Source organism: Ferrovibrio sp., from assembly GCF_041906005.1.
Classification (GTDB): Bacteria; Pseudomonadota; Alphaproteobacteria; order Ferrovibrionales; family Ferrovibrionaceae; genus Ferrovibrio.
Genome location: NZ_JAYRJY010000001.1, coordinates 2,775,080 through 2,796,237, shown reverse-complemented (window position 1 = coordinate 2,796,237; position 21,158 = coordinate 2,775,080). Strand labels below are relative to the sequence as shown.

Annotated in this window: 18 protein-coding genes; 8 read left to right on the top strand and 10 right to left on the bottom strand. The window is 60.4% G+C overall.

What is annotated here, in order from left to right:
- Positions 1-8: 8 nt before the first annotated feature.
- Positions 9-422 (bottom strand): response regulator, encoded by a 414-nt coding sequence (locus ACE3OO_RS13680; protein ID WP_374303791.1) that lies wholly within the window; start codon positions 420-422, stop codon positions 9-11.
- Positions 423-626: 204 nt separating this feature from the next.
- On the opposite strand from ACE3OO_RS13680, the gene ACE3OO_RS13675 reads away from it, so the two are divergent.
- Genes ACE3OO_RS13675 through ACE3OO_RS13660 form a run of 4 tightly spaced genes read left to right on the top strand, consistent with a single transcriptional unit; the run spans position 627 to position 6,230 of the window.
- Complete coding sequence (locus ACE3OO_RS13675) at positions 627-1,307, top strand: ImuA family protein (RefSeq protein ID WP_374303790.1); 681 nt, start codon at positions 627-629, stop codon at positions 1,305-1,307.
- Complete coding sequence (locus tag ACE3OO_RS13670) at positions 1,243-2,697, top strand: DNA polymerase Y family protein (protein ID WP_374303788.1); 1,455 nt, start codon at positions 1,243-1,245, stop codon at positions 2,695-2,697. The genes ACE3OO_RS13675 and ACE3OO_RS13670 overlap by 65 nt, the downstream gene beginning before the upstream one ends.
- Positions 2,694-5,927: an error-prone DNA polymerase gene (locus ACE3OO_RS13665; protein ID WP_374303786.1), complete on the top strand. Its 3,234-nt coding sequence runs from the start codon at positions 2,694-2,696 to the stop codon at positions 5,925-5,927. The genes ACE3OO_RS13670 and ACE3OO_RS13665 overlap by 4 nt, the downstream gene beginning before the upstream one ends.
- Positions 5,928-5,930: 3 nt before the next feature.
- Complete coding sequence (locus ACE3OO_RS13660) at positions 5,931-6,230, top strand: hypothetical protein (protein WP_374303785.1); 300 nt, start codon at positions 5,931-5,933, stop codon at positions 6,228-6,230.
- A 165-nt stretch (positions 6,231-6,395) separates the two neighbouring features.
- On the opposite strand, the gene ACE3OO_RS13655 is transcribed toward ACE3OO_RS13660, so the two are convergent.
- From ACE3OO_RS13655 to ACE3OO_RS13625, 7 genes are all read right to left on the bottom strand, one after another.
- On the bottom strand, positions 6,396-8,042 hold the full coding sequence (locus tag ACE3OO_RS13655; protein ID WP_374303784.1) for a DUF927 domain-containing protein: 1,647 nt from the start codon (positions 8,040-8,042) through the stop codon (positions 6,396-6,398).
- Between the two features lie 146 nt (positions 8,043-8,188).
- A complete protein-coding gene (locus ACE3OO_RS13650; protein ID WP_374303782.1) occupies positions 8,189-8,938 on the bottom strand; it encodes a hypothetical protein in 750 nt (249 codons plus the stop codon).
- Positions 8,931-9,260, bottom strand: coding sequence for a hypothetical protein (locus tag ACE3OO_RS13645; protein ID WP_374303780.1), 330 nt, complete (start codon positions 9,258-9,260; stop codon positions 8,931-8,933). The genes ACE3OO_RS13650 and ACE3OO_RS13645 overlap by 8 nt, the downstream gene beginning before the upstream one ends.
- Positions 9,261-9,313: 53 nt before the next feature.
- Complete coding sequence (locus ACE3OO_RS13640; RefSeq protein ID WP_374303778.1) at positions 9,314-9,970, bottom strand: hypothetical protein; 657 nt, start codon at positions 9,968-9,970, stop codon at positions 9,314-9,316.
- A complete protein-coding gene (locus ACE3OO_RS13635) occupies positions 9,960-11,150 on the bottom strand; it encodes a tyrosine-type recombinase/integrase (RefSeq protein ID WP_374303776.1) in 1,191 nt (396 codons plus the stop codon). The genes ACE3OO_RS13640 and ACE3OO_RS13635 overlap by 11 nt, the downstream gene beginning before the upstream one ends.
- A gap of 305 nt (positions 11,151-11,455) precedes the next feature.
- Complete coding sequence (locus tag ACE3OO_RS13630; RefSeq protein WP_374303774.1) at positions 11,456-12,286, bottom strand: flagellin; 831 nt, start codon at positions 12,284-12,286, stop codon at positions 11,456-11,458.
- A 182-nt stretch (positions 12,287-12,468) separates the two neighbouring features.
- Positions 12,469-13,410: a LysR family transcriptional regulator gene (locus tag ACE3OO_RS13625; protein ID WP_374303772.1), complete on the bottom strand. Its 942-nt coding sequence runs from the start codon at positions 13,408-13,410 to the stop codon at positions 12,469-12,471.
- Between the two features lie 110 nt (positions 13,411-13,520).
- On the opposite strand from ACE3OO_RS13625, the gene pcaH reads away from it, so the two are divergent.
- Genes pcaH through ACE3OO_RS13610 form a run of 3 tightly spaced genes read left to right on the top strand, consistent with a single transcriptional unit; the run spans position 13,521 to position 15,602 of the window.
- Positions 13,521-14,246, top strand: coding sequence for a protocatechuate 3,4-dioxygenase subunit beta (gene pcaH / locus ACE3OO_RS13620; protein ID WP_374303770.1), 726 nt, complete (start codon positions 13,521-13,523; stop codon positions 14,244-14,246).
- Positions 14,247-14,250: 4 nt separating this feature from the next.
- On the top strand, positions 14,251-14,880 hold the full coding sequence (pcaG, locus tag ACE3OO_RS13615) for a protocatechuate 3,4-dioxygenase subunit alpha (protein WP_374303768.1): 630 nt from the start codon (positions 14,251-14,253) through the stop codon (positions 14,878-14,880).
- A 20-nt stretch (positions 14,881-14,900) separates the two neighbouring features.
- Entirely contained in the window at positions 14,901-15,602 is a 702-nt protein-coding gene (locus tag ACE3OO_RS13610) for a class I SAM-dependent methyltransferase (RefSeq protein WP_374303766.1), read from the top strand.
- 5 nt (positions 15,603-15,607) lie between these two features.
- Here ACE3OO_RS13610 and ACE3OO_RS13605 read toward each other — a convergent pair whose 3' ends face one another.
- Positions 15,608-17,332 (bottom strand): diguanylate cyclase, encoded by a 1,725-nt coding sequence (locus tag ACE3OO_RS13605; protein ID WP_374303764.1) that lies wholly within the window; start codon positions 17,330-17,332, stop codon positions 15,608-15,610.
- Between the two features lie 119 nt (positions 17,333-17,451).
- The gene (locus tag ACE3OO_RS13600) at positions 17,452-18,969 is read right to left on the bottom strand and encodes a malonyl-CoA synthase (protein ID WP_374303762.1); all 1,518 of its coding nucleotides are present in this window, start codon (positions 18,967-18,969) and stop codon (positions 17,452-17,454) included.
- 427 nt (positions 18,970-19,396) lie between these two features.
- On the opposite strand from ACE3OO_RS13600, the gene ACE3OO_RS13595 reads away from it, so the two are divergent.
- The gene (locus ACE3OO_RS13595; RefSeq protein WP_374303760.1) at positions 19,397-21,070 is read left to right on the top strand and encodes an MFS transporter; all 1,674 of its coding nucleotides are present in this window, start codon (positions 19,397-19,399) and stop codon (positions 21,068-21,070) included.
- Positions 21,071-21,158: the final 88 nt, after the last annotated feature.

Here is a 21,158-nt window from a genome sequence, read left to right as displayed (position 1 = left end):
GCGAGCGGCTAACTGCTATGTGCGCGAGAGCAAATCAGTCGCGAATTGATCTGCGCTGACACTTCGCTAAGAAGATAAGGTTTCGGCACTAAGGTAATTCCTCGGCCGACTAAGGAAAGCGGCAAATTTCTGAACACTCCGGACGTCAGCAGAATTTCGACCCCGGGTTTGCGGGCGGTAATCCATTCAGCCAAGGCAAATCCGTCCCGATCCCCTGGCATATTGATATCGGAAAACACTAAGCTGATATCGACGCCTGAGTTCAGCACGTCGATAGCCTCGGCTGCGTTCCGAGCCTCGATGACGTTGAAGCCTTCTTCGCGAAGGTGCTCAGCAATGAGACAGCGGATTAGAACTTCATCATCGACGACTAACACTGTGGTCGCCACCGGCTTCAGTTGAATTGCTGCTGAGTGGTTCATTGGATCAGCCCAAGTGTTCTTGGAGCGCGATTCTACACCGCCCGGATTAACGTCAAGGCTCGTTCTTAGTTCATGCGCTCACCACATTTTGTGTGGGCAATTCCTGTTGCAGGCTATATGGGGTTTATCCCTAGGAAAAAGTACATATTGAGAACATACGGGGATAATAGTAGAACATGAAGCCTCCTAATACCCGGAGGCCCCATGAACCAGATCACCCCCCTCACCGACCTGCGCAGCGAGTTGGCCCGCCTCACCGGCATAACGCGCCGTTCCAGCGTGCAAGGCATCCCTATCGGGGTTTCCCAGATCGACAGCGTGTTGCCAGGAACTGCATTGGCGCGCGGAGGTATCCATGAGGTCGTTGGTGACCAAGGCGCTGTCACCAGCTTCCTAGCCGCTCTGCTCGGCCGCCAGAAGATCATCCAGCATGTCCTCTGGATCACCCCCCAACCTGACCTGTACCCAGGCGGCCTCGCTCAACTGGGGCTCTCCCATCGTCGTCTGACGGTCGCCTGGACCCGGCAGACCGACAACAGGCTTTGGGCGATGGAGGAGAGCCTGAAGGACCTGCCGAACGGTGCGGTCATCGCTGAAGTGGAAAGCGCTGACCTAACCGAGACCAGACGCCTGCAGCTCGCCGCCGAGTCCTGCGGATCAATCGGCTTTCTGGTCCGCCGTAACCGTCAGCCATCTGCGGCCCTAACCCGGTGGCGAGTTGAACCCGCCCGAAGTCGAGACATCCGACAAACCTGGCGCCTGACCCTGGAGCGCATTCGGGGTGCTGAAGCCGGAGGATCTTGGGTGCTGGAGTTCGATCATGCGTCGCTATGCTTCCATATGGTTGCCGCGCTGGGCCACGGACAGGCTGAAGCGGCGGAATAGCCCGGCCACCGGCCCTTTCGCTTTGATCGAAAGCGTAGGCAGCGCGTTCAAATTATCCGCCCTCAATCTTATGGCCTTCAAAATGGGATTGCGGGGCGGCATGACGCTCGCTGATGCCATGGCGCTCGTTCCCGCCTTGGTGACTTCTCCGGCTGACCCTCAAGGCGATCAAGCCGCTCTTGAACGCTTGGCGGACTGGTGCTGCCGGTGGTCGCCAACTGTCGCCGTCGATGGCCTGGACGGCATCATCATGGACATTACCGGCGTGCCCCATCTGTTTGGCGGCGAAGACGGCATGCAAGGTCAGATGCTGACCGCCTTCCGACGCATGCAGGTGACCGCCCGTATCGCCATGGCTGATTCTCCGGCTGCAGCCTGGGCCTGGGCGCGTTATGGCGCCGGCGGCTCATTGCCGGACCGGACGGCGGCATTTGAGCGCCTGAAAGACTTACCCGTTGCAAGTTTGAGGATTGAACCAAGCATCGCGGAGACATTGGATTCGCTCGGTCTGAAAACTATCGGCGCTATCGCCAACTTACCGCGTGCACCGCTGGCGAAACGCTTCGGTCTAAGCTTGCTGACTCGGCTCGACATGCTGATGGCCCGCGAGCCGGAGCCGATCTCCCCACGCCAACCTGAGGCACCATGGCGCAGCAGAGCGCATTTGGTCGAACCCGTCTCAACCCGCGAAGCTATCGACACTGTGCTGGAGCATCTGCTGGACGCCTTATGTAAGCTCCTCACTGACGAGCATTTAGGTGCCCGCCAACTTGTGCTGACCGCGTACCGGGTAGATGGCGACGTTCAAACCGTCCGCGTCGGCACATCATATCCCAGCCGTAGCCCGAAGCATCTTGCGCGCCTGTTCCGCGATCCCCTCGACGCCATCATGCCCGGCTTCGGAATCGAGACTTTTACGTTGGAGGCCGTCGCCGCTGATCCGTTCTCCGCCGAACAAGCAAGCCTGGAATCGACACAGCAAGACGGCGGCCACTTCTCTCAGCTCATCGACCGACTGCAAGGCCGTCTGGGCAACCGAAACGTCTTCCGCTTTGAGCCGCTTGATCGCCACGCACCGGAGAATTCCTTTGCCCGGCTGCCACCGATGGCCCGCTCCAATCGCGACATGCCGGAAACTGAACTCAGGCCAACCCGATTGATCCAGCCGGAAGTCATAGAAATGGAGGCCGATGGCAGGGCTTTTACTTGGCGACGCCTCCGCCGCCCCATCGCTATGACCGCAGGTCCAGAAAGGCTGGATGGCGAATGGTGTAACGGGGGAATGGATATCTCCGTCCGTGATTACTTCCAGATCGAAGACGAGGCTGGACATCGTTATTGGATCTTCCGTGATCAAGGCGTGTGGCACATGCACGGGATCATAGGATGACCGGCTACGCCGAATTACATTGCTTCTCCAACTTCAGCTTCTTGGAGGGTGCCAGCCATGCCGAGGAGCTTATTCAACAGGCCGCTCTGCGTGGTCTGTCCGCCATTGCCATTACGGATCGGAACAGCTTGAGCGGCATTGTTCGCGCTTACTCGGCCGCTAAAAACGCCAATATCCAATTCATTGTTGGTGCCCGATTAGACTTTCAGGACGGCCCTTCACTTGTCTGGCTTCCCACCAACCGCGCCGCTTATGGCAGGCTCAGTACCCTACTGACGATCGGCCGCCGGCGGGCTCCCAAGGGCGCGTGCGAGCTTCATTGGGCAGATATTTTGGACCATATCGACGGGCAGCAGGTAATAGCGTTGGTTCCCAAGGCTCCCGATAGTGCCTTCCTAGATCGCTTACGGGAGTTGCGACAGAGCATCGGCGACAACCTGTCGGCCGGTATTAGCAACCTCATACGCGGACGAGACCGCCAACGCCTAGCCCGATGGGCCACCGCCCTGAAGGACGTTGGCGTTCCGATGGTGGCCGTTAATGACGTGCTCTATCACCATCCAAGCCGTCGCCCCCTCCACGATGTACTGACAGCCACACGCCACCGCTGCACCGTGCAGGATTTGGGCTATCGGGCCGAAAGCAATGCGGAACGCCATATCAAATCACCTCGCCAAATGGCGCGGTTGTTCCGCGACCATCCGGACGCCATTGCCCGCACCATAGAGATAGCCTCGCGCTGCACCTTCCGCCTCGATGAGCTGCGGTATGAATATCCAGAGGAAAGCCGCGGCGACAGTGCCACACCGCAAGAAGAGCTGATCCGGCTTGCTTGGGAGGGTGCGCGGAAGCGCTATCCGGACGGCATACCTGAGCAGATCAGCCGACAAATCCTCCATGAACTCAGGCTGATAGATAACCTGAACTACGCCAGCTACTTCCTCACCGTTTACGACATCGTCCGCTATGCGCGGGAAATCGGCATTCTCTGCCAAGGTCGCGGGTCGGCCGCAAACTCTGTCGTCTGCTATTGCCTGGGCGTCACCTCGGTAAATCCAGTCGAGCAAGACCTTCTGTTTGAACGCTTCATCTCGGCCGAGCGAAACGAGCCGCCCGATATCGACGTAGATTTCGAGCATGTCCGCCGTGAAGAGGTGATGCAGTACATTTACCGCAAATACGGCCGCGACCGAGCCGGCATCGCCGCTACTGTCATTTCCTACCGACCGAAAAGCGCGATCCGCGATGTCGGCCGGGCGCTGGGTCTGTCGATGGACGCCGTCAATAGGCTAGCGCGCAGCATCTATTGGTGGAGCCGCGATACTTTTGACGCCGACCGTATCCGGGAGATGGGCATTGATCCGAATTCCCGTCTCATCCGGCTCATCGTCCAACTGGCAACAGAACTGCAGGGCTTCCCCCGGCATCTGTCGCAGCATGTCGGCGGTTTCGTCATCAGCCGCGGCCCGCTCCATGAGCTGGTTCCCATCGAGAATGCCAGCATGCAAGACCGGACCTGCATCCAGTGGGATAAGGACGATCTAGATGCCCTTGGGCTCCTGAAGGTCGATGTCCTGAGCCTCGGCATGCTGACCTGCATCCGGAAATGCTTCGACTTGTTGGAGCAGCATTACGGCAAGCGCCACGACCTGGCCTCGATACCCCAGGGCGACGAAGAGACCTATGAGATGCTTTGCCGGGCCGATAGCGTTGGCGTCTTCCAGGTGGAAAGCCGCGCCCAGATGACCATGCTCCCGCGTCTGAAGCCGCGGACCTTCTATGACCTGGTCATCGAGGTAGCCATCGTCCGCCCTGGCCCTATCCAGGGTGACATGGTGCATCCTTACCTCCGCCGCCGCACCGGAGAAGAGAAAGTCACATATCCATCTCCAGCGCTGGAAAAGGTGCTCGGCAAGACCCTCGGTGTTGCCCTCTTCCAAGAGCAGTGCATGCGGGTCGCCATTGAGTGTGCCGGCTTCACTCCCGGTGAGGCCGATCAGCTCCGCCGCGCGATGGCAACCTTCAAGAACCCTGGCACGATCCACAAGCTGAAGGAAAAGTTGATCTCCGGCATGACCGCAAACGGCTACAAGCCGGAATTCGCCGAGAATATTTACAAGCAACTGGAAGGCTTCGGATCGTATGGCTTCCCGGAAAGCCACGCCGCCGCCTTCGCCCACCTCGTCTACATCAGCGCCTGGCTCAAGCGGCATTATCCGGCTGTCTTCTGCGCCGCCATCCTCAACAGCCAGCCGATGGGGTTTTATGCCCCCGCCCAGCTCGTCCGGGACGCCAAGGAACACGGCGTCGTCGTCCTCCCCATCGACATCAATTATTCCGACTGGGACTGCACGCTAGAGCGTCCTGCAAACGGTTCATCTCTGGCCGTCCGACTTGGCTTCCGTCAGATCCGTGGCGCCAACGAAGAACTCCTACGCGCGGCTGTCCTTCTGCGGGACCGCCCGTTTGCCTCCATAAAAGAGCTCTGGCGGCGTACCAAGCTTCCCAAGGCGACGCTCGAACTACTGGGGCGGGCGGATGCCTTCGGCAGCCTTGGCCTGGATCGGCGCGCCGCCCTGTGGGAAATCCGCGGCCTCCGAGACACGTCGTTACCCCTGTTTGAATTCGCAGAAGACCAGGCGGCCGCCGGCAATAGCGCCTCCATTGAAGAGGACGGCGAAGACCCGCAGCTCCCCCGCCTGACCACGGGCGAGAACATCGTCCACGACTACAAATCCTACAATCTGACCCTGCGGCCGCATCCGCTGAGCCTGCTCCGCCCCAAGCTCGGGGAACTCGGCGTCGTGCAGTCAAAAGACCTAGCCACCCTGCCAGAAAACCGAAAAGTCCGGGTTGGCGGCCTAGTTCTCGTCCGGCAGCGCCCAGGCACCGCCAGCGGCGTCATTTTCGCCACCATCGAAGATGAGACTGGTGTGGCCAACATCATCATCTGGCCCAAGGTCTTCGACACATTCCGCAAAGACGTGCTCGGCTCCCGCCTGATGGTCGTGGAGGGCAAGCTCCAGCGGGAAGGGCTGGTCATCCATGTGGTTGCCGACCGGATCATAGACCGTACCGACCTCCTGCGCGGGCTGGGCGAGATAGACATCGACGGGGCATTCGATGGTGTCCAGAGCCGGGCTGATGAAATGCGCCAATCCCATGGCAAGCAGATCATGCCGGTGAAGGAGGTCGAAGCAACCTTCCCTGATGGCCGAAACTTCCGGTGATCCATGGTCCGCTATCGTGAACTGCGTACCATCGCGCAGCTCGAAAGAGAATTCCCCTACATCGTTGAAGTGCCGATCCCGCCGGGCGGCTTGGGAAGGCGACTGGATAAGCTGGAGGCGTGGTTGGCGATCCGGATCGAGCGGAAGGATTTCGGCCGTTGGGGGCGTTGGAGGGACGGTCGGGATATCGCTGTTTGGGCCTTCCGCGAGCCTGCTATCGCCTCCGCGTTCCAGCGCCAGGTTTCCACCATTGTTGGGCCTCCGGTTAGCGATCTGCCTTCCGCAAGCCCGGCCTCGACCTGACTATGCTGTTTAGGCAGGTGGCCGATTTCTTTGCCTTCCCGTTGCCTCTACTACCCACTTCTTGGCTGCTGATCGGCTTCCGGTTCGGTCAAAATTTGCGGCCAGCATTAAATTGAGAAAATCGTTCATGTAAAGAAAAAGGGGGCGGTGAAGCCCCCTTTCAGCTTAGCCCAGCAATCGAGGACTGACACAAAGTACACGGGGACGCCAGTCATCGGCAATTTGCCGCTTAGGGCGGCTGTTCCCTCCGCTGGTGATCAAGAAGCCCGCCTGTCGAAGCTCGGAAACGAGCAGATCAATGCGGTCCTGACTGCCAAGGATGCGGCGAAGCGCGTCTTCGGTAAACATAAACTCTATTGGTTGGCCACCGGTCCCGGCCTTCAAAAAACCCGGTTGCGTGTGGCGCTCCTCCTCTTCGAGCAGATTTGCGTCTTCACCAGCTGTAGCAAAAGTGCGGACATTCTTGCGAATGTGATCACGCAACAGAGCCATAGGACTGCTTGCTGCCGCCTGCACCAGGTGCTCACGGTGCCGTTTCCAGCAATCCAACACTGCAGCTCGCACTATCTTCGGATGCCAAGGAAGGGCTCGGAAGCGATAGGCAAGGCAACCGGCCTGGTAAACCAAGGCGAAATAATTGGCGGCCCGATTGCCGCTCTTTTCATCCTCACGAAGGTTCATATCGTGAAGAACAACCTGGCGGGCGTTGGAAAGGTATTCCTCCAGGCCGGCCGGGTCCAGATTGGCGGACTCCGATAGCTTGCGGACAAAGCGCCGGAAGGCCCAGCCATAGTTTTGCCGCGACGCCTGCGACAAAGCGCTGCTGAACTCCGCCGGCGCCATGTCCCCTGTCGTCTCGAACATCCCATGGCGCCAGGACACCGGGATTTCGATATAGCGGACGCTGAACATTTCTCCGAAGGGAATGCCCGCTTTCACGAGCATGTCCTTGAGGGGATAGTTGGAGCAGCTCCAGCCGATGATGCGCGGCGCAACGGCGGAGGATCGTGCATTCAGGCGACGTTTCTCACCGCCCGAAGTCAGACTGAAAATGCCATTGCTAAGAGCTTGGCCCTTCTCGGAACCACGACCACTCAGCAACAGGGTGTCGTCCATCGCGGCAAGGCTATCCGAACCCTCATACGCAAGTGCTTCGACAGCATTATCCGTCGTATTCCAACTGCTACGGAAGCCCTGCTTATGATCAGGATCACCCCCCACAACCGAGCAGGCGAAGTCGAGGGTGCTGGTCTTTCCAGTGGATGAGGGGCCCTGGAAGCAGAAAATCACACCCTCCAAGCCGAGGACTTTAAGGAGAGGCCCTGCGAGCGCTGAGGCCGTGCAGAAAATCACGGTAGAATTACCTTCACCAAAGATACTCGCCTGCTCCTTGAAGGCTTTCAGGGTTCCTTTTGGCTTCCAGCGATTGGGCCTGGCGACGCCATGCAGGCAGATGCCAACAGGGATCTCCGACTCACCGATCAACTTGCCGCGGGGATCGAGAAACTGACCGTTCGGCAGCCAGCCAGGCGCATCTGCGATGATGGCGGGCTGCACCTCCTTTGCAGCCTTGATGGCGACTTCACATAATCCGAGAAGCTGGGACCGGCTCTTTCGGGTCAGCAAGGGAACGTCGAGGGCCGCGACTGCGTCCATTAGGATGGTCTCCGGCTCGATGCCGTTGACCGGCACCAGGGGCAGCACTGCTTTGATCGGTTTGCGATCCTTAGTGGCAATGCTCAGAACGGCGCACCGCACTCCTGCGGAGTTGGTGCCGGTGCCCAGATAGGTAACTTTAAACTCTTTCGCCATTGATTATCTCCTCATGGCAAAGGGTTCCCGTTCGCAGAAGTGCATGCCCACTGCGCCCAAGATGCCCATGATTTTTCGATAGCCATGCCGAACACTGATTGGTGCGGCATGAAGGTTTGTAGTAAAGGCAGCCTATTTGGCTAGAATCAGTCGGCAGCACCTCCTTTCACCCGCTTTGACGCTTTCTTGCGGGTTTTGGAGGTTTCGCCCGATAACGGCAGTTCGACAGTCGGCTTGGCGATCAACCGGAAGCCGTTCGCGTCGAGGCGCACGTTCTGCAGGAAGACGAAGTCGCGGGGCGGCTTGCCCAGCCACTTGTGGGCCGCCTTGGCCTGCTTGCCGCGCAGGTTGGACTTGATGTTCTTGATGTTGCCGTTCGACAGGTAGTACGGCCACTTCCGCATCATCCGGAACTTGGCGCTGTAGCCCGTGGTGTTAACGACGTCGATGGCGTCGAAAAGCTCGGCGCTATCTACGGGGCGGAAAACTTGCAGCCCACGCTGACCCTTGAAGCGATCCTTCTTGTGCAGAGCCTTCGCCAGAGACGTAAAGTCGGGACGGGAGCCAAGGATGAAGATATGGAAGTGAGGCTCCCAGCAACGGGTGCGCTCGCTCCAATCAGCCTCCAGGATGCCGACGATCACCAGATGGCTCAGGCCATGCCGCCGTAACAGCATACGGAAACGCTGCATCACCGCAGACTCGATCACACGCGCCAGCTTCTTCTGGCGCACCTTCGGATCGGTCATGATCACGGTGGCGTAGGTGACCACCAGCTTCGTGGCGAGCAGCGCGCGGAGCTGCTTCAGGAAGGGCTTACGCCAGGCTTCCAGGCAGGACGGGCAGGAGGCGAGGCCGCACGCATCATCGCAACACAAATCCGCAGCGTCAGCCATTCCGCGGCCAGCTCGGATCGAAAGTGGCAGACTTAGCGGTGCGACGCGCGCGCAAACGAACTGCGTGGCCCTTGCGGGCTTCTTTGCCGGGTGCCGTGCTGTAAGCGGGAAGGTTATTAAGCCAGGCAATCAGACGCCAGGCGAGGACAATTGTCTTGCCTCCGGCTTTGCTGGCCGCCAGCGAGTTATCATTAAGGGCTTGATAAATGTACGCGCGACTGAGCGGAACGACTTCCAGAATCTCATCCACAGTATAGGCAAGCCGTCCCTTGGGAAGGGCGGCGATGACGGCCTCAAGGTGGATAGATGTGTCGGATGACATGCCCATTTCGTAGTAAGGGCACGTACAAACTAAAACAGCGAATAATTGAACTATTATTTAGTTGGTGAATCTTTACCCAATCGCGCCTCAATCGCCTTAATAATGGCTTCCTTTGTAGGCTCCCCAGCTATTTCGCCGTTTGTGACGAGTTTCATGTCGCGTCCCCACTTAAGCAATTCTCCAGCAGTAGCGTAATTCACCGTAATTCGCTCCCCGCCGTCTCTGCAAATGGCAAAGTATCGCTCTACATACGGCCCAGTTTTGGAGATTGGACGCCCCCTTGGCCGAGGTACTTTTGATCCCGTTCGCGGATCAATGCCATCCAACTTTCTTTCGCCTGGCAAGATCGAGACTTCAAAATATTTCAAGCGGCCACTATCGAACGATACCGCGTTTTTTCGGAAGTCAATTTCGACCTGAAGGAACCAATTACCCCGTGGAATTAAAGTCTGGGTTTTGCCGTCGAACGGCACGCCCTTGGCATCCCATTCGCCAATCTGCAGCCCCTCAACGATATCGTGCTCAAGGTGTGAGAGAATTTTACGTGCCTTTGTCGTCAGATTACCGACCTCTCGAAATAATCCCACAACATCTGCCGGTTCGATCTGACGACCGAGACTCGCGAATTCCTCTACCGCCCATTCTTTCGCTCGTGGAGAGAGGCGGTTAACAAAATCACCCGCAAGATCCTCATACTTACTACGCCGCATTCTTAGCCTCTATTGCAGAGCGATTACCCGCACAGTATTGCGCCCAATCATTCATCATGTCGCGACGCTTTTGTAGCAAATCTCCGCGTCGATAGGCTGCCTCTACCTTATCGCCAACTGTATGGGCCAAGGCCATCTCGGCAGCCTCTCGGGAATAGTCGGTGCATTCGGACACCCAATCACGGAACGTCGATCTGAAACCGTGAACAGTGATGTCACTGCGGTTCATTCTCGCCAGCAACTTTAGCATGGCCATACTTGAAAGGTGTTCTGACTGGCGCTGCCCTTTAAAAATGTAGCCCCGCAATTCTTCCAGAGTGACTTCTCCCTTAAGGAGATTAAGAATCTCCAGAGCGCGCTCCGACAAGGGCACGCGATGTTCGCGGTGGCTCTTAATGCGGTCTGCAGGAATTACCCACATTTTTTCGACAAATGATATTTCTTCCCATGCCGCACCAATCGTTTCACCAGTCCTGGCTGCCGTTAAGATCAAAAATTCCAGCGCAAGTGCGGTTGGTCCGGATTGTTCCCGCAGCCGAGATAGGAAATTCGCAACTTCCTGATACGGCAAGGCTGGATGATGCTTGACCTTCCGGACCTTTGTCGGCGCGGGTAGCAAATTGTCTAAGTGTCCACGCCAACGCGCAGGATTCTCTCCTGTACGGAACTCTCTAGCCTTTGCCCAATCTAATATGGCTTCGACACGACCACGCACACGAGAAGCGGTCTCCGGAATCTCCGACCAAATCGGCTCAAGAGCTTTGATGACAGCAGCAGTGTCAACTGCGCCAACCGACATGTCACCGAAGACCGGCCAAATGTGAGCGTTTAGGGTGTTAAGCCACTGATCGGCATGCTTTGCATTTCGCCAACCGGATTGATGCGCCGCGACGTACGCCACCGAGCAGTCCTTGAAGGATATAGCCCTTGCCTTCGCAAGCTGTTCGTCTCTGCGTCGCTGCTTCCTCGCCTCAATAGGATCTATACCCGCCAGGCGGTCTTTCCGAAGTTGCCGTGCAGACTCACGGGCTTCGGCCAGAGATACCAAATCAACTCGGCCCAGGCCCATTTCTCGGCCTCTGCGGCGCCCTCGCTCATCGACTACCGAGTATCGAAATACCCAAGAGCGACCGCCATTCTTGGTGACCTGCAGATATAAGCCACCGCCGTCGTGATACATGCCCGGTGCGGCACGTCTCGCAACGTCCAATGCCTTCAATCGCGCGAGCGATCTGTTGTGCGTACCCACAAGCCTACCCACAAATCCGTGGCTGCTTTGTACCTTGTTGGAAAGATTGGGTAAAGCGATAAGATTACCTAACTATCTGTTTTAAAAGGAATTTACTTACGCCAGCTTACGTAGGCTTACGCACGAGTATGGCGGAAGGGCCCACCCTCTCCGCCATTCGCCTCCCGACTTTGTTCATCCCATGAAAAAAGGGAGCCTTGCGGCTCCCTTTCGCGTTCGGGCGCAGTCTGCCGGTTTTACTGGAACAGGCTGAGCAGCATGTTGGGCTGCTGGTTGGCGATGGAAAGCGCCTGGATGTTGAGCTGCTGGCGCACCTGCAGGGATTGCAGCGTCGCGCTTTCCGAGGCCACGTCGGCATCCACCAGGGCGCCGAGGCCCGTCTTGGTGGCGTCGACCAGGTCGTCGACGAAGCCTTTCTGCAGGGTGATCGAGCGCGCCTGCGCCGCGACTTCGGCCGACATCGAGTTGACCAGGGATTCCAGCGTGCTGAGTCCCACCATGGCGGCCGAATACCCGTCCGCACTGGTGTAAGCCGCGATCACCGAGGCGAAATCGGTGGCCGCCGCCGAAGACAGGCCGCTGCCGGTCGACAGGGTAAGCGTGGTGCCCGACACGTCGGCCACGAAGGTCACCAGCGTGCCGTCGTTGGTATCCAGCAGGTTCTTGCCGTTATAGGTGGCCTGGCTGATGTAGTTGTTGATCTGACTCAGCAACTGTTCGGCATCGTTGGTGTAGACTTCACGCTGTTCGGAAGTCAGCGAGCCGTCGGCCAGGTTGGCGAATTTCGCCTTGATATCGCCGATCAGGTTCGAGATGCCGGTCAGCGCGGCGGCGGTCACCTGGCCGAGGCCTTCGCCGGCCGCCAGCGAGGACTGCACCGAGGCATAGGCCTTGATGTTGCCCCGGATGCCCTGGGCCACTGCGAAAACGGCGGCGTCATCGGATGCATCGGCCACCTTGTAGCCGGTCTGCACGCGCTTGGAGGTCTTGTCGAGCTCGCTGTTGATGCCGCGCAGAGACGACAGGGCCACCAGCGCGCCCACATTGGTATTCACGGAATTGGACATCGCAATCTCCTGTTCTGGGATCGTGGAAACGGGAGCCGGTTCTCGCCGGTCGATGCCACGCTAGGAACACGGGCGATGCACGACAATCATAGCCCGCACCGCGCAATGTCGCGTTACAAAGCAACAACCGCGCGGCGGCAGATCAGACCGCCGCAACATTAGGCAATACTATTGCGGATCGTTTATTGCAGCGGCGCTGTATCGTCGCGCAGCGCCGTGATTGCGGCGATTTCCACCTGCGCCCGCAGCCACACATGGGCCGGGTCATCTTGCACGCGGCGATGCCAGGCCATGTACATGGGTAGGTCGCCGATGCCCTGCTGCGCCACATCGGGCAGCGGGATCGATACCTGCGCGAAATCCCGCATCAGGCTGTCGCGCAGCAGGCTGGGCATGCTGGCCAGCATTGTCGTGCCGCGCAGGAAAGCCGGCACACCGGAGAAATTCGGCACGGACACGGCCACCTCGCGCCGGTGGCCCGCGGCTTCCAGCCGTTTGTCGAATTGCAGGCGTTCGTTGTCGCTGTAGACCACGGTGATGTGCTGCGCCTGCAAATAATCTTCCATGCTGCGCGGGGCCTCGCGCATGGTCGCATCGAAATAGCAGACGTAGTGGTCGCTCAACAGCCGCTTCTGCAGCACGTCGGTGCCCGTCGGCGGCACCGGCGAGATCAGCAGGTCACAACGGTTCTCGCGCAGCATCTCGGCGCTGGGCAGTTGCGAGGGAATGGCGCGCAGCCGCACGCTACGTGTTGCCGCCTGCAACTGGCGCAGCAGCGTGGGCAGCAGCAGGTCGCGCTGGAAATCGTTGGCGGCGATGGTGAGGTCGAGATCGGCTTTGGCCGGCTCGAATTCCGCCCCCGCCGCGAAGGCCTGCATCTGGTCGAGCAGCCGGCGCGCCGGCTCGGCCAGCGCCTGGGCATGGCCGGTGGCGATGATGCCGCGTCCGGATTTGACGAAAAGCGGATCGCGGGCAATCTCGCGCAGCTTTTGCAGACTGTGGCTGACCGCCGATTGGGTCAGGCCTAACCGGGCGGCGGCAGCGGTGACTGATCCTTCCTCCAGCACGGCGAGGAAAAGCTGCAGGCTGTGGCCGTCGAGCGCCAAATAATCGAATTTTCTCATGTGTTCTATTATAATTAATCAATTTATTCTTTGAATGGAAGAGTCGACACTGCCTGAATCGCGCATGAGCGGCCGCCCCGGCTGACCGGCGTGCATCTAGGGAGCAAGCCATGGATATCAAAGGGGAATTCTTTCAGCGTGACCGGCGCCTGCATCCGCCCGCCTATACTCCCACCTACAAGACCAGCGTCACCCGTTCACCGAAGCACGCCCTGCTGTCGCTGCAGAACTCGCTGTCGGAAGTGACCGGACCGGTTTTCGGCCACAACGAGATCGGACCGCTGGATAACGACCTGATCCGCAACTACGCCAAGACCGGCGACCCGGTGGGCGAGCGCATCGTGGTGCATGGCCGCGTGCTGGACGAAAACGGCCGGCCGGTACCCAACACGCTGGTCGAGATCTGGCAGGCCAATGCCGGCGGCCGCTACCGCCACAAGAAGGACACCTACCTGGCGCCGATCGATCCGAATTTCGGTGGCTGCGGCCGCACGCTGACCGACGAGAACGGCAATTATTTCTTCCGTACCGTCAAGCCCGGCCCCTATCCGTGGCGCAACTACGTCAACTCATGGCGGCCGGCGCATATCCATTGCTCGCTGTTCGGCTCGGGCTTTGCCCAGCGCCTGATCACCCAGATGTATTTCGAGGGCGATCCGTTGATCCCGATCTGCCCGATCCTGCAGACCGTGCCCGACAAAGGCGCGCTGGAGCGCCTGATCGCGCCGCTCGACCTGAACGCGGCGATCCCGCTCGACAGCCTGGCCTATCGCTTCGACTTCGTGCTGCGCGGCCGCCGCTCCACCATGTTCGAAAACAAGCTGGATGGGAATTGAGACCATGCCGCAATCCCTCACCTACCTGCAGGAAACCGCCTCGCAGACCGCCGGCCCCTATGTGCATATCGGCCTGGCGCCGCACCAGGCCGGCTTCGATATCTTCCAGCATAATTTCAGCAACCTGCTGGCCGGCCCGCAGACCAAGGGCGAGCACATCGTGATCGAAGGCCGCGTGCTGGATGGCACCGGCTCGTCGCTGAACGACGCGCTGCTGGAGATCTGGCAGGCCAACGCCGCCGGCCGTTACAACCATCCGGCCGACACGCAGAACAAGCCGCTGGATGCCGATTTCCGCGGCTGGGGCCGCACCGGCGCCGATTTCGATACCGGCATCTACCGGTTCGAAACGATCAAGCCCGGCCCGGTGGTTGGCCGTCACGGCAAGATGATGGCACCGCACATCAACTTCTGGATCGTGGCGCGCGGCATCAATATCGGCCTCAGCACACGGATGTATTTCTCCGACGAGGACGCCGCCAATGCCGCCGATCCGGTGCTCAACCTGATTGAGTTGAAAGTACGGCGAAAGACCCTGATCGCCCAACGCGGCGAAAAGAAGGACGGCAAGACTGTCTATCATTTCGACATCGTCCTGCAGGGCGACAACGAGACCGTGTTTTTCGACGTCTGACCAAGCCTGGCCGGCGACGCATGCCGCCGCCGGCCATCGCCTTTGCCCGATCTGCCGCCTATGCTGCGGCGATGACCGCAGCCCAGTCCTCCTGCCCGCTCTGCTCAGGCTCAGCGCGGCCCTATCACCGCGACGCGCGGCGCGACTATCTGCAATGCGAAAGCTGCGATCTGGTCTTCGTACCGCCATACCAGCATCTGGACGTGGCGGCGGCCCGGGCCTTCTACGACACGCACGAGAACGTGCTGGACGATCCCGGCTATCGCCGGTTCCTGGCGCGATTGTTCGAACCGATGACGCAGCGCCTGACGCCGGGCGCCAGCGGCCTGGATTTCGGCTGCGGCCCGGCGCCCGCGCTGGCCGCCATGTTCGCGGAAGCCGGCTTTGCCATGCGTATCTATGATCCGCTTTTCGCACCGGATACGGCCGCGCTGGAACAGACCTACGACTTCATCACCAGCAGCGAGGTGTTCGAGCATCTGGCCGCACCCGGCACCGAAATCGCGCGGCTGCTGGGCCTGCTGCGCCCCGGTGGCTGGATCGGCGTGATGACCAAGCGCGTGCGCGGCCACGACGCTTTCGCGCAATGGCATTACATCCGCGACCCCACCCATGTCTGCTTCTTCGCCGATGCAACCTTCCGCTTCATCGCGGAGCGGCATGGCCTGGACCTCGAATTTGCCGGGCCCGATGTTGCGCTGCTGCGCAAGCCGGCCTCCTGAGCGGATCAGCCCACGACGGGGGATTGCCCGGCCAGCGAGACGCGCACGCGATTCCGTCCGGCCGATTTAGCCTTGTACAATGCGCCGTCGGCCCGGTCGATGGCATCCTGCACGTCGCGATCGGCGGCATCCAGAACCGTGCAGCCGAGGCTGATGGTCAGACGGATATCCCGGGTACTGTCGATCGGGATGCGCGCCGCCATGATCATGCTCCGCACGCGTTCCGCGTAGGCGGTGCCGGCGGCGATATCGCTTTCCATCAGCAGGACCACGAATTCCTCGCCGCCAAAGCGAGCGACCAGATCCGTATCGCGCGCACCCTGCACCAGCATGTTCGCAACCTCGCGAATGGCGATATCACCGGCCGCATGGCCGTATCGGTCATTCACCGTCTTGAAATGGTCGATATCAGCAACCACCAGGGCCAGCTTGCGACCATAGCGCCGGGCGACGGCAAGTTCGCGCTCTGCCGCTTCCAGAAAGGCACGGCGGTTGAGCAGGCCGGTAAGCGGATCGGTGTTGGCCAACCGACGCAAGCGCTCGATATCCTCGGATGTCTTACGGCTCCGGGCGGCGTGGCTTTCCATATCGCGCTCGGCCGCTTCCAGCCGCTGTTCGGCCAACCCAACGCGACGCAGCAGCGAACGCAGCGCTTGCGACAGTTGCAGCACTTCGCGTGCGCCGCCGACGCGCGGCAGGGTCTGCACCTGGGCATCACGACCAATACGCTCCGCTTCCGCCGTGATGGCGCTGATCGGGCCAGTCAGGAATCCGGCCAGCCACCAGGCCAGCAACGTTCCCAGCAGCCCGAGCAGCAAACCAACAGTCAGGATCGACGCCACCAGCCCCTGCACCGGCCGGAAGGCGATCTCGGCAGGCTGTTGCGCGATGACGATCCAGCCCAGCCCCGGATATTCGCGATGCCCCTTGCTGACGGCAAAGCCGGTCAACCAGCGCCCGCCCTGACCGCTGAACTCCGCACTATAACCCTGCCCCTTCTCCGTAAGGGCCCGCGCCATCGTCACGGTCAGCATCCGCTCGCCGAAATTCTTGCCGAGCAGCACATGGCCGTTGCCGTCAAGGATGCTGATCTGAGTTTTGTCATCGGCCTTGAGCACCGAGCGCCGCACATCGGCGGCCCAGTCCCAGCTCAGATGGGCGCCGACGACCCCCAGCAGGCGTCCGGCTCCGTCGTATACCGGATGAGAAACGTCGACGAAGCGGAAAGGCTCGCGATCCTTCCGCGGCTCCAGCAGGTTGCCCAGCAGCACCGCCTCGTGGACGTCACCGATGAATGGCTTACGCATACCCTCGATAAACCACGGCCGCTGCACCACCGACTGCCCCTCCAGCATGCCGCGCGTCGCGGCATGCACCCGGCCGCTGGTATCAGCGAAACCGATCCACGCATATTCAGCATAGCTGTGCTGCAGCCGCTCTAAGGTTCTGCGCAACTGGCCGGTATCGCCCTCCCAGCTGCCGCGCAACGGCTCAAGGTCGGCAAGGATGCCGATTTCGCGATACCGCTCGAACATGCCACGATCCAGCGCATCGGCTAGTTCGACCGAACGCTCGGCCAGTTCCGCCCCGATCAAATCGGTGGCCTGCTGGCGGCCGACCCAGGCAGCACCCAGTGACGCGCACAGAACCAGCATGGCGCAGAGCGTGCCGGTGGCTATGGCAACCTGCGTCCGCAGGGATATGGTGTTGAAGAAAGCGGGTTGGCGCATCAGGCTATCTCGCATCGTCGCGCAAAGGCGGCAGCAGCCGATTCTCCGCGCCAGATCATCTTGGCGGCGAATAACCTGTTATGACAATCCCTTTTCCCGCGCGGACCTCGGGCGGAAGTTTAGCGGGTATAGATGTCCTTATACTGCTCGCGCAGCAGGTTCTTTTGCACCTTGCCCATCGTATTGCGCGGCAGGTCGTCGACGAAGAACACGCGTTTGGGCAGCTTGAACTTGGCCAGCCGGCCGTCTAGCGCCTTCAGCACCGCTGCTTCATCCAGCGTGCAGTCCTTGCCGGCCACCACGACGGCCGTGACGCCTTCGCCGAAATCGGGATGGTTGACGCCGATCACGGCGGATTCGATCACGCCCGGCAGTCCGTCGATCTCGGTCTCGACTTCCTTCGGATAGACATTATACCCACCCGAAATCACCAGATCCTTGCCGCGGCCAACGATATGCACGTAGCCAAGCGAATCGATCTTGCCGAGGTCGCCGGTGATGAAGAAGCCGTCCGGGCGGAATTCGGCCGCCGTCTTCTCCGGCATGCGCCAGTAGCCCTGGAACACGTTCGGGCCCTTCACCTCGATCATGCCGATCTCGCCCTGGGCCAAAGGCTTGCCGGTTTCCGGGTCGGCGATGCGCAGCTCCACGCCGGGCAGCGGAAAGCCCACCGTGCCGGCCACGCGGTCGCCGTCATAGGGGTTCGAGGTGTTCATGTTGGTTTCGGTCATGCCGTAGCGCTCCAGGATGCGGTGGCCGGTGCGGGCCTCCCATTCCTTGTGCGTATCGGCCAGCAGCGGGGCCGAACCCGAGACGAACAGGCGCACATGCTTGACCAGGTCCTTCGTCAACGCGGGATGCTGCAGCAAACGGACATAGAAGGTGGGCACGCCCATCATGCTGGTGGCACGCGGCAGGTGCCGGATCATTTCGTCGGGGTCGAGTTTCGGCAGGAAGATCATCGACGCGCCGGCCAGCAGGATCACATTGCTGGCGACGAACAGGCCGTGCGTATGAAAGATCGGCAGGGCATGCAGCAGCACGTCGCTGGCCGTGAAGCGCCAGTAATCGACCAGTGTGGCCGCGTTGGAATACAGGTTGCGGTGGCTCAGCATCGCGCCTTTCGAGCGGCCAGTGGTGCCCGAGGTATAGAGGATGGCGGCCAGGTCGTTCGGCCCGCGCGGTACCGGCGTGAAGGCGGCCGGCGCCGCTTTGGCCTTGTCCATCAGACTGCCATCGCCTTTCACCCCCAGCGTCTCGCAATGGGCCACACCCAAGCGGGCGGCCAGCGGCGCCAGTTCGGCAGCGACCGACGGGCGGCAGACCACCACGCGCGGCTCTGCATCGCCGATGAAATATTCCAGTTCGGTCAGGGTATAACCGATGTTGAGCGGCAGATAGACCGCCCCGGCCGCCACCACGCCCAGGTAAAGGATCAGCGCCTCGGCCGATTTGTCGACCTGCACGGCGACGCGATCGCCCGGCTGCACGCCCAGCGCCACCAGCGTATTGGCGAAACGGCCCGCCAGTTCGAAGGTGTCGCCATAGCTGAAACGGCGACCATCTCCGGTCTCGATGAAGGTCTTGGCCGGATCGGTGATGCGGGCGCGGATCAGTGAATAGAGGTTGTCTGACATGGTGAAAGGCTGCTTCCGGTCGGTGTTTTTATTCGTCGGTTATAATCGCCCACCCGCCTGTCGACGCAAGCCCCAGACCGCCACCACCCCCGGTTTCCGCCGGACAAATCCAGCAGATTCCGAAATCAAACGGTCTTGCCGGCAGGCCGTGCCGCGGGGAACGGAACCGCCCGCGTAAACGGCGCGGGCCGGCCGCATAAATTTCTCATAACCACGCCCACAGCCCCGCTGTGACCTAAGGACTATTCAGTCCGGCTGCCGCTTTTCACTAAGTAGACGGGCTGCAAATGCCGTCCCTCCGCACAGGAGTCGGCCTCGCAATACAACTGGCGCTCCGTATCTATCTGAGACGCCTGCACATCCAGGGAGCAACGCCGCAATGGCAAATGCATATGCACAACCGAAGTCGGACTACGAAGTCCGACCGATGACAGCCGACGAGCGCAAGGTCATTTTTGCCTCGTCGCTCGGCACCGTGTTTGAATGGTACGACTTTTACCTCTACGGCTCGCTGGCCGTCATCATCGGCGCGAAATTCTTCGGCCAGTTCGATGAGACCACGCGCAACATCTTCGCGCTGCTGGCCTTTGCCGCCGGCTTCCTGGTTCGCCCCTTCGGCGCGCTGTTCTTCGGCCGTCTGGGCGACCTGGTAGGCCGCAAATACACCTTCCTCATCACCATCCTGATCATGGGCATGTCCACCTTCATTGTCGGTGTGCTGCCCACCTCGGCACAGATCGGCATCTGGGCGCCGATCGTCCTGATCGCGTTGCGCCTGCTGCAGGGTCTGGCACTCGGCGGCGAATACGGCGGCGCGGCAACCTATGTGGCTGAACACGCCCCGCATGGCCGCCGCGGCTTCTACACCAGCTGGATCCAGACCACTGCCACGCTGGGCCTGTTCATGTCGCTGCTGGTGATCCTGTTCACCCGCACCTGGATTGGCGAGGCGGCCTTCTCCGACTGGGGCTGGCGCGTGCCGTTCCTGGTGTCGATCGCCCTGCTCGGCATCTCGGTCTGGATCCGCCTGCAGTTGCAGGAATCGCCGGCCTTCAAGAAGATGAAGGAAGAAGGCAAACACTCGAAGGCGCCGCTCACCGAAGCCTTCGGCCAGTGGAAGAATGCCAAATTTGCCATTCTCGCCCTGCTCGGCCTCGTCGCCGGTCAGGCCGTGGTCTGGTATACGGGCCAGTTCTATGCTCTGTTTTTCCTGCAATCGATCCTGAAAGTGGACGGTTACACCGCCAACCTGCTGATTGCCTGGTCGTTGCTGATCGGCACTGGCGGTTTCATCCTGTTCGGCTGGCTGTCGGATAAGATCGGTCGCAAGCCGATTATCCTCGCCGGCTGCATCATCGCCGCCCTCACCTACTTCCCGCTCTTCAAGATGATTACCGCCATCGCCAACCCGGCGCTGTCGGATGCCATCCTGAAGACGGAAGTGGTGGTTTATGCCGATCCGAATGACTGCTCGTTCCAGTTCAACCCGACGGGCCTGTCGAAGTTCCACAATTCCTGCGATATCGCCAAGGCCGCACTGGCGGCGCGCTCGGTCAGCTACAAGACCGAACACGCTCCGGCCGGTACCGTGGCGCAGATCAAGATCGGCGACAAGACCGTGCAGTCCTTCGACATGCTGAAGGCCGGCAAGGACGGCGCGGCCAAGAATGCCGAGTTCGTCAAGGCACTGGGTGAAGCGCTGACTGCAGCCAACTATCCGGCGGGCTCGAACCCGACGGTGGTGAAGATGTCCAACCCGTTTGACATCTTCAAGGGCCAGACCTTCACGCTGATCCTGCTGCTGACCGTGCTGGTGATCTTCGTCACCATGGTCTACGGCCCGATCGCCGCGGCGCTGGTCGAGTTGTTTCCGACCCGCATCCGCTATACCAGCATGTCGCTGCCCTACCATATCGGCAACGGGTGGTTCGGCGGCCTGCTGCCGGCAACCTCATTCGCCATGGTCGCGCAGAGCGGCGATATCTTCTACGGCCTCTGGTATCCGATCATCGTTGCGGCAGCGACCGCAGTGATCGGCCTTATCTTCATCCCAGAGACGAAAGATCGCGACATCTTCAAGGATGACGAAGCCTATCACTGAACCGAATTCGCGGGTGGAGTGACGCCCACCCGCGAACCCCCGGCATCTGCTCTGGCTATCTGTTTTTAGGCTGGCAGTTGTCGTTTCT

What these genes read in the sequence shown, in the direction of transcription:
- ACE3OO_RS13645 (WP_374303780.1), bottom strand. Translation starts at nt 9,260, where the DNA reads ATGTCATCCGACACATCTATCCACCTTGAGGCCGTCATCGCCGCCCTT.
- ACE3OO_RS13680 (WP_374303791.1), bottom strand. Translation starts at nt 422, where the DNA reads ATGAACCACTCAGCAGCAATTCAACTGAAGCCGGTGGCGACCACAGTG.
- ACE3OO_RS13600 (WP_374303762.1), bottom strand. Translation starts at nt 18,969, where the DNA reads ATGTCAGACAACCTCTATTCACTGATCCGCGCCCGCATCACCGATCCG.
- ACE3OO_RS13670 (WP_374303788.1), top strand. Translation starts at nt 1,243, where the DNA reads ATGCGTCGCTATGCTTCCATATGGTTGCCGCGCTGGGCCACGGACAGG.
- pcaH (WP_374303770.1), top strand. Translation starts at nt 13,521, where the DNA reads ATGGATATCAAAGGGGAATTCTTTCAGCGTGACCGGCGCCTGCATCCG.
- ACE3OO_RS13655 (WP_374303784.1), bottom strand. Translation starts at nt 8,042, where the DNA reads ATGGCGAAAGAGTTTAAAGTTACCTATCTGGGCACCGGCACCAACTCC.
- ACE3OO_RS13605 (WP_374303764.1), bottom strand. Translation starts at nt 17,332, where the DNA reads ATGCGCCAACCCGCTTTCTTCAACACCATATCCCTGCGGACGCAGGTT.
- ACE3OO_RS13635 (WP_374303776.1), bottom strand. Translation starts at nt 11,150, where the DNA reads ATGTATCACGACGGCGGTGGCTTATATCTGCAGGTCACCAAGAATGGC.
- ACE3OO_RS13595 (WP_374303760.1), top strand. Translation starts at nt 19,397, where the DNA reads ATGACAGCCGACGAGCGCAAGGTCATTTTTGCCTCGTCGCTCGGCACC.
- ACE3OO_RS13630 (WP_374303774.1), bottom strand. Translation starts at nt 12,286, where the DNA reads ATGTCCAATTCCGTGAATACCAATGTGGGCGCGCTGGTGGCCCTGTCG.
- pcaG (WP_374303768.1), top strand. Translation starts at nt 14,251, where the DNA reads ATGCCGCAATCCCTCACCTACCTGCAGGAAACCGCCTCGCAGACCGCC.
- ACE3OO_RS13660 (WP_374303785.1), top strand. Translation starts at nt 5,931, where the DNA reads ATGGTCCGCTATCGTGAACTGCGTACCATCGCGCAGCTCGAAAGAGAA.
- ACE3OO_RS13640 (WP_374303778.1), bottom strand. Translation starts at nt 9,970, where the DNA reads ATGCGGCGTAGTAAGTATGAGGATCTTGCGGGTGATTTTGTTAACCGC.
- ACE3OO_RS13665 (WP_374303786.1), top strand. Translation starts at nt 2,694, where the DNA reads ATGACCGGCTACGCCGAATTACATTGCTTCTCCAACTTCAGCTTCTTG.
- ACE3OO_RS13675 (WP_374303790.1), top strand. Translation starts at nt 627, where the DNA reads ATGAACCAGATCACCCCCCTCACCGACCTGCGCAGCGAGTTGGCCCGC.
- ACE3OO_RS13625 (WP_374303772.1), bottom strand. Translation starts at nt 13,410, where the DNA reads ATGAGAAAATTCGATTATTTGGCGCTCGACGGCCACAGCCTGCAGCTT.
- ACE3OO_RS13610 (WP_374303766.1), top strand. Translation starts at nt 14,901, where the DNA reads ATGCCGCCGCCGGCCATCGCCTTTGCCCGATCTGCCGCCTATGCTGCG.
- ACE3OO_RS13650 (WP_374303782.1), bottom strand. Translation starts at nt 8,938, where the DNA reads ATGGCTGACGCTGCGGATTTGTGTTGCGATGATGCGTGCGGCCTCGCC.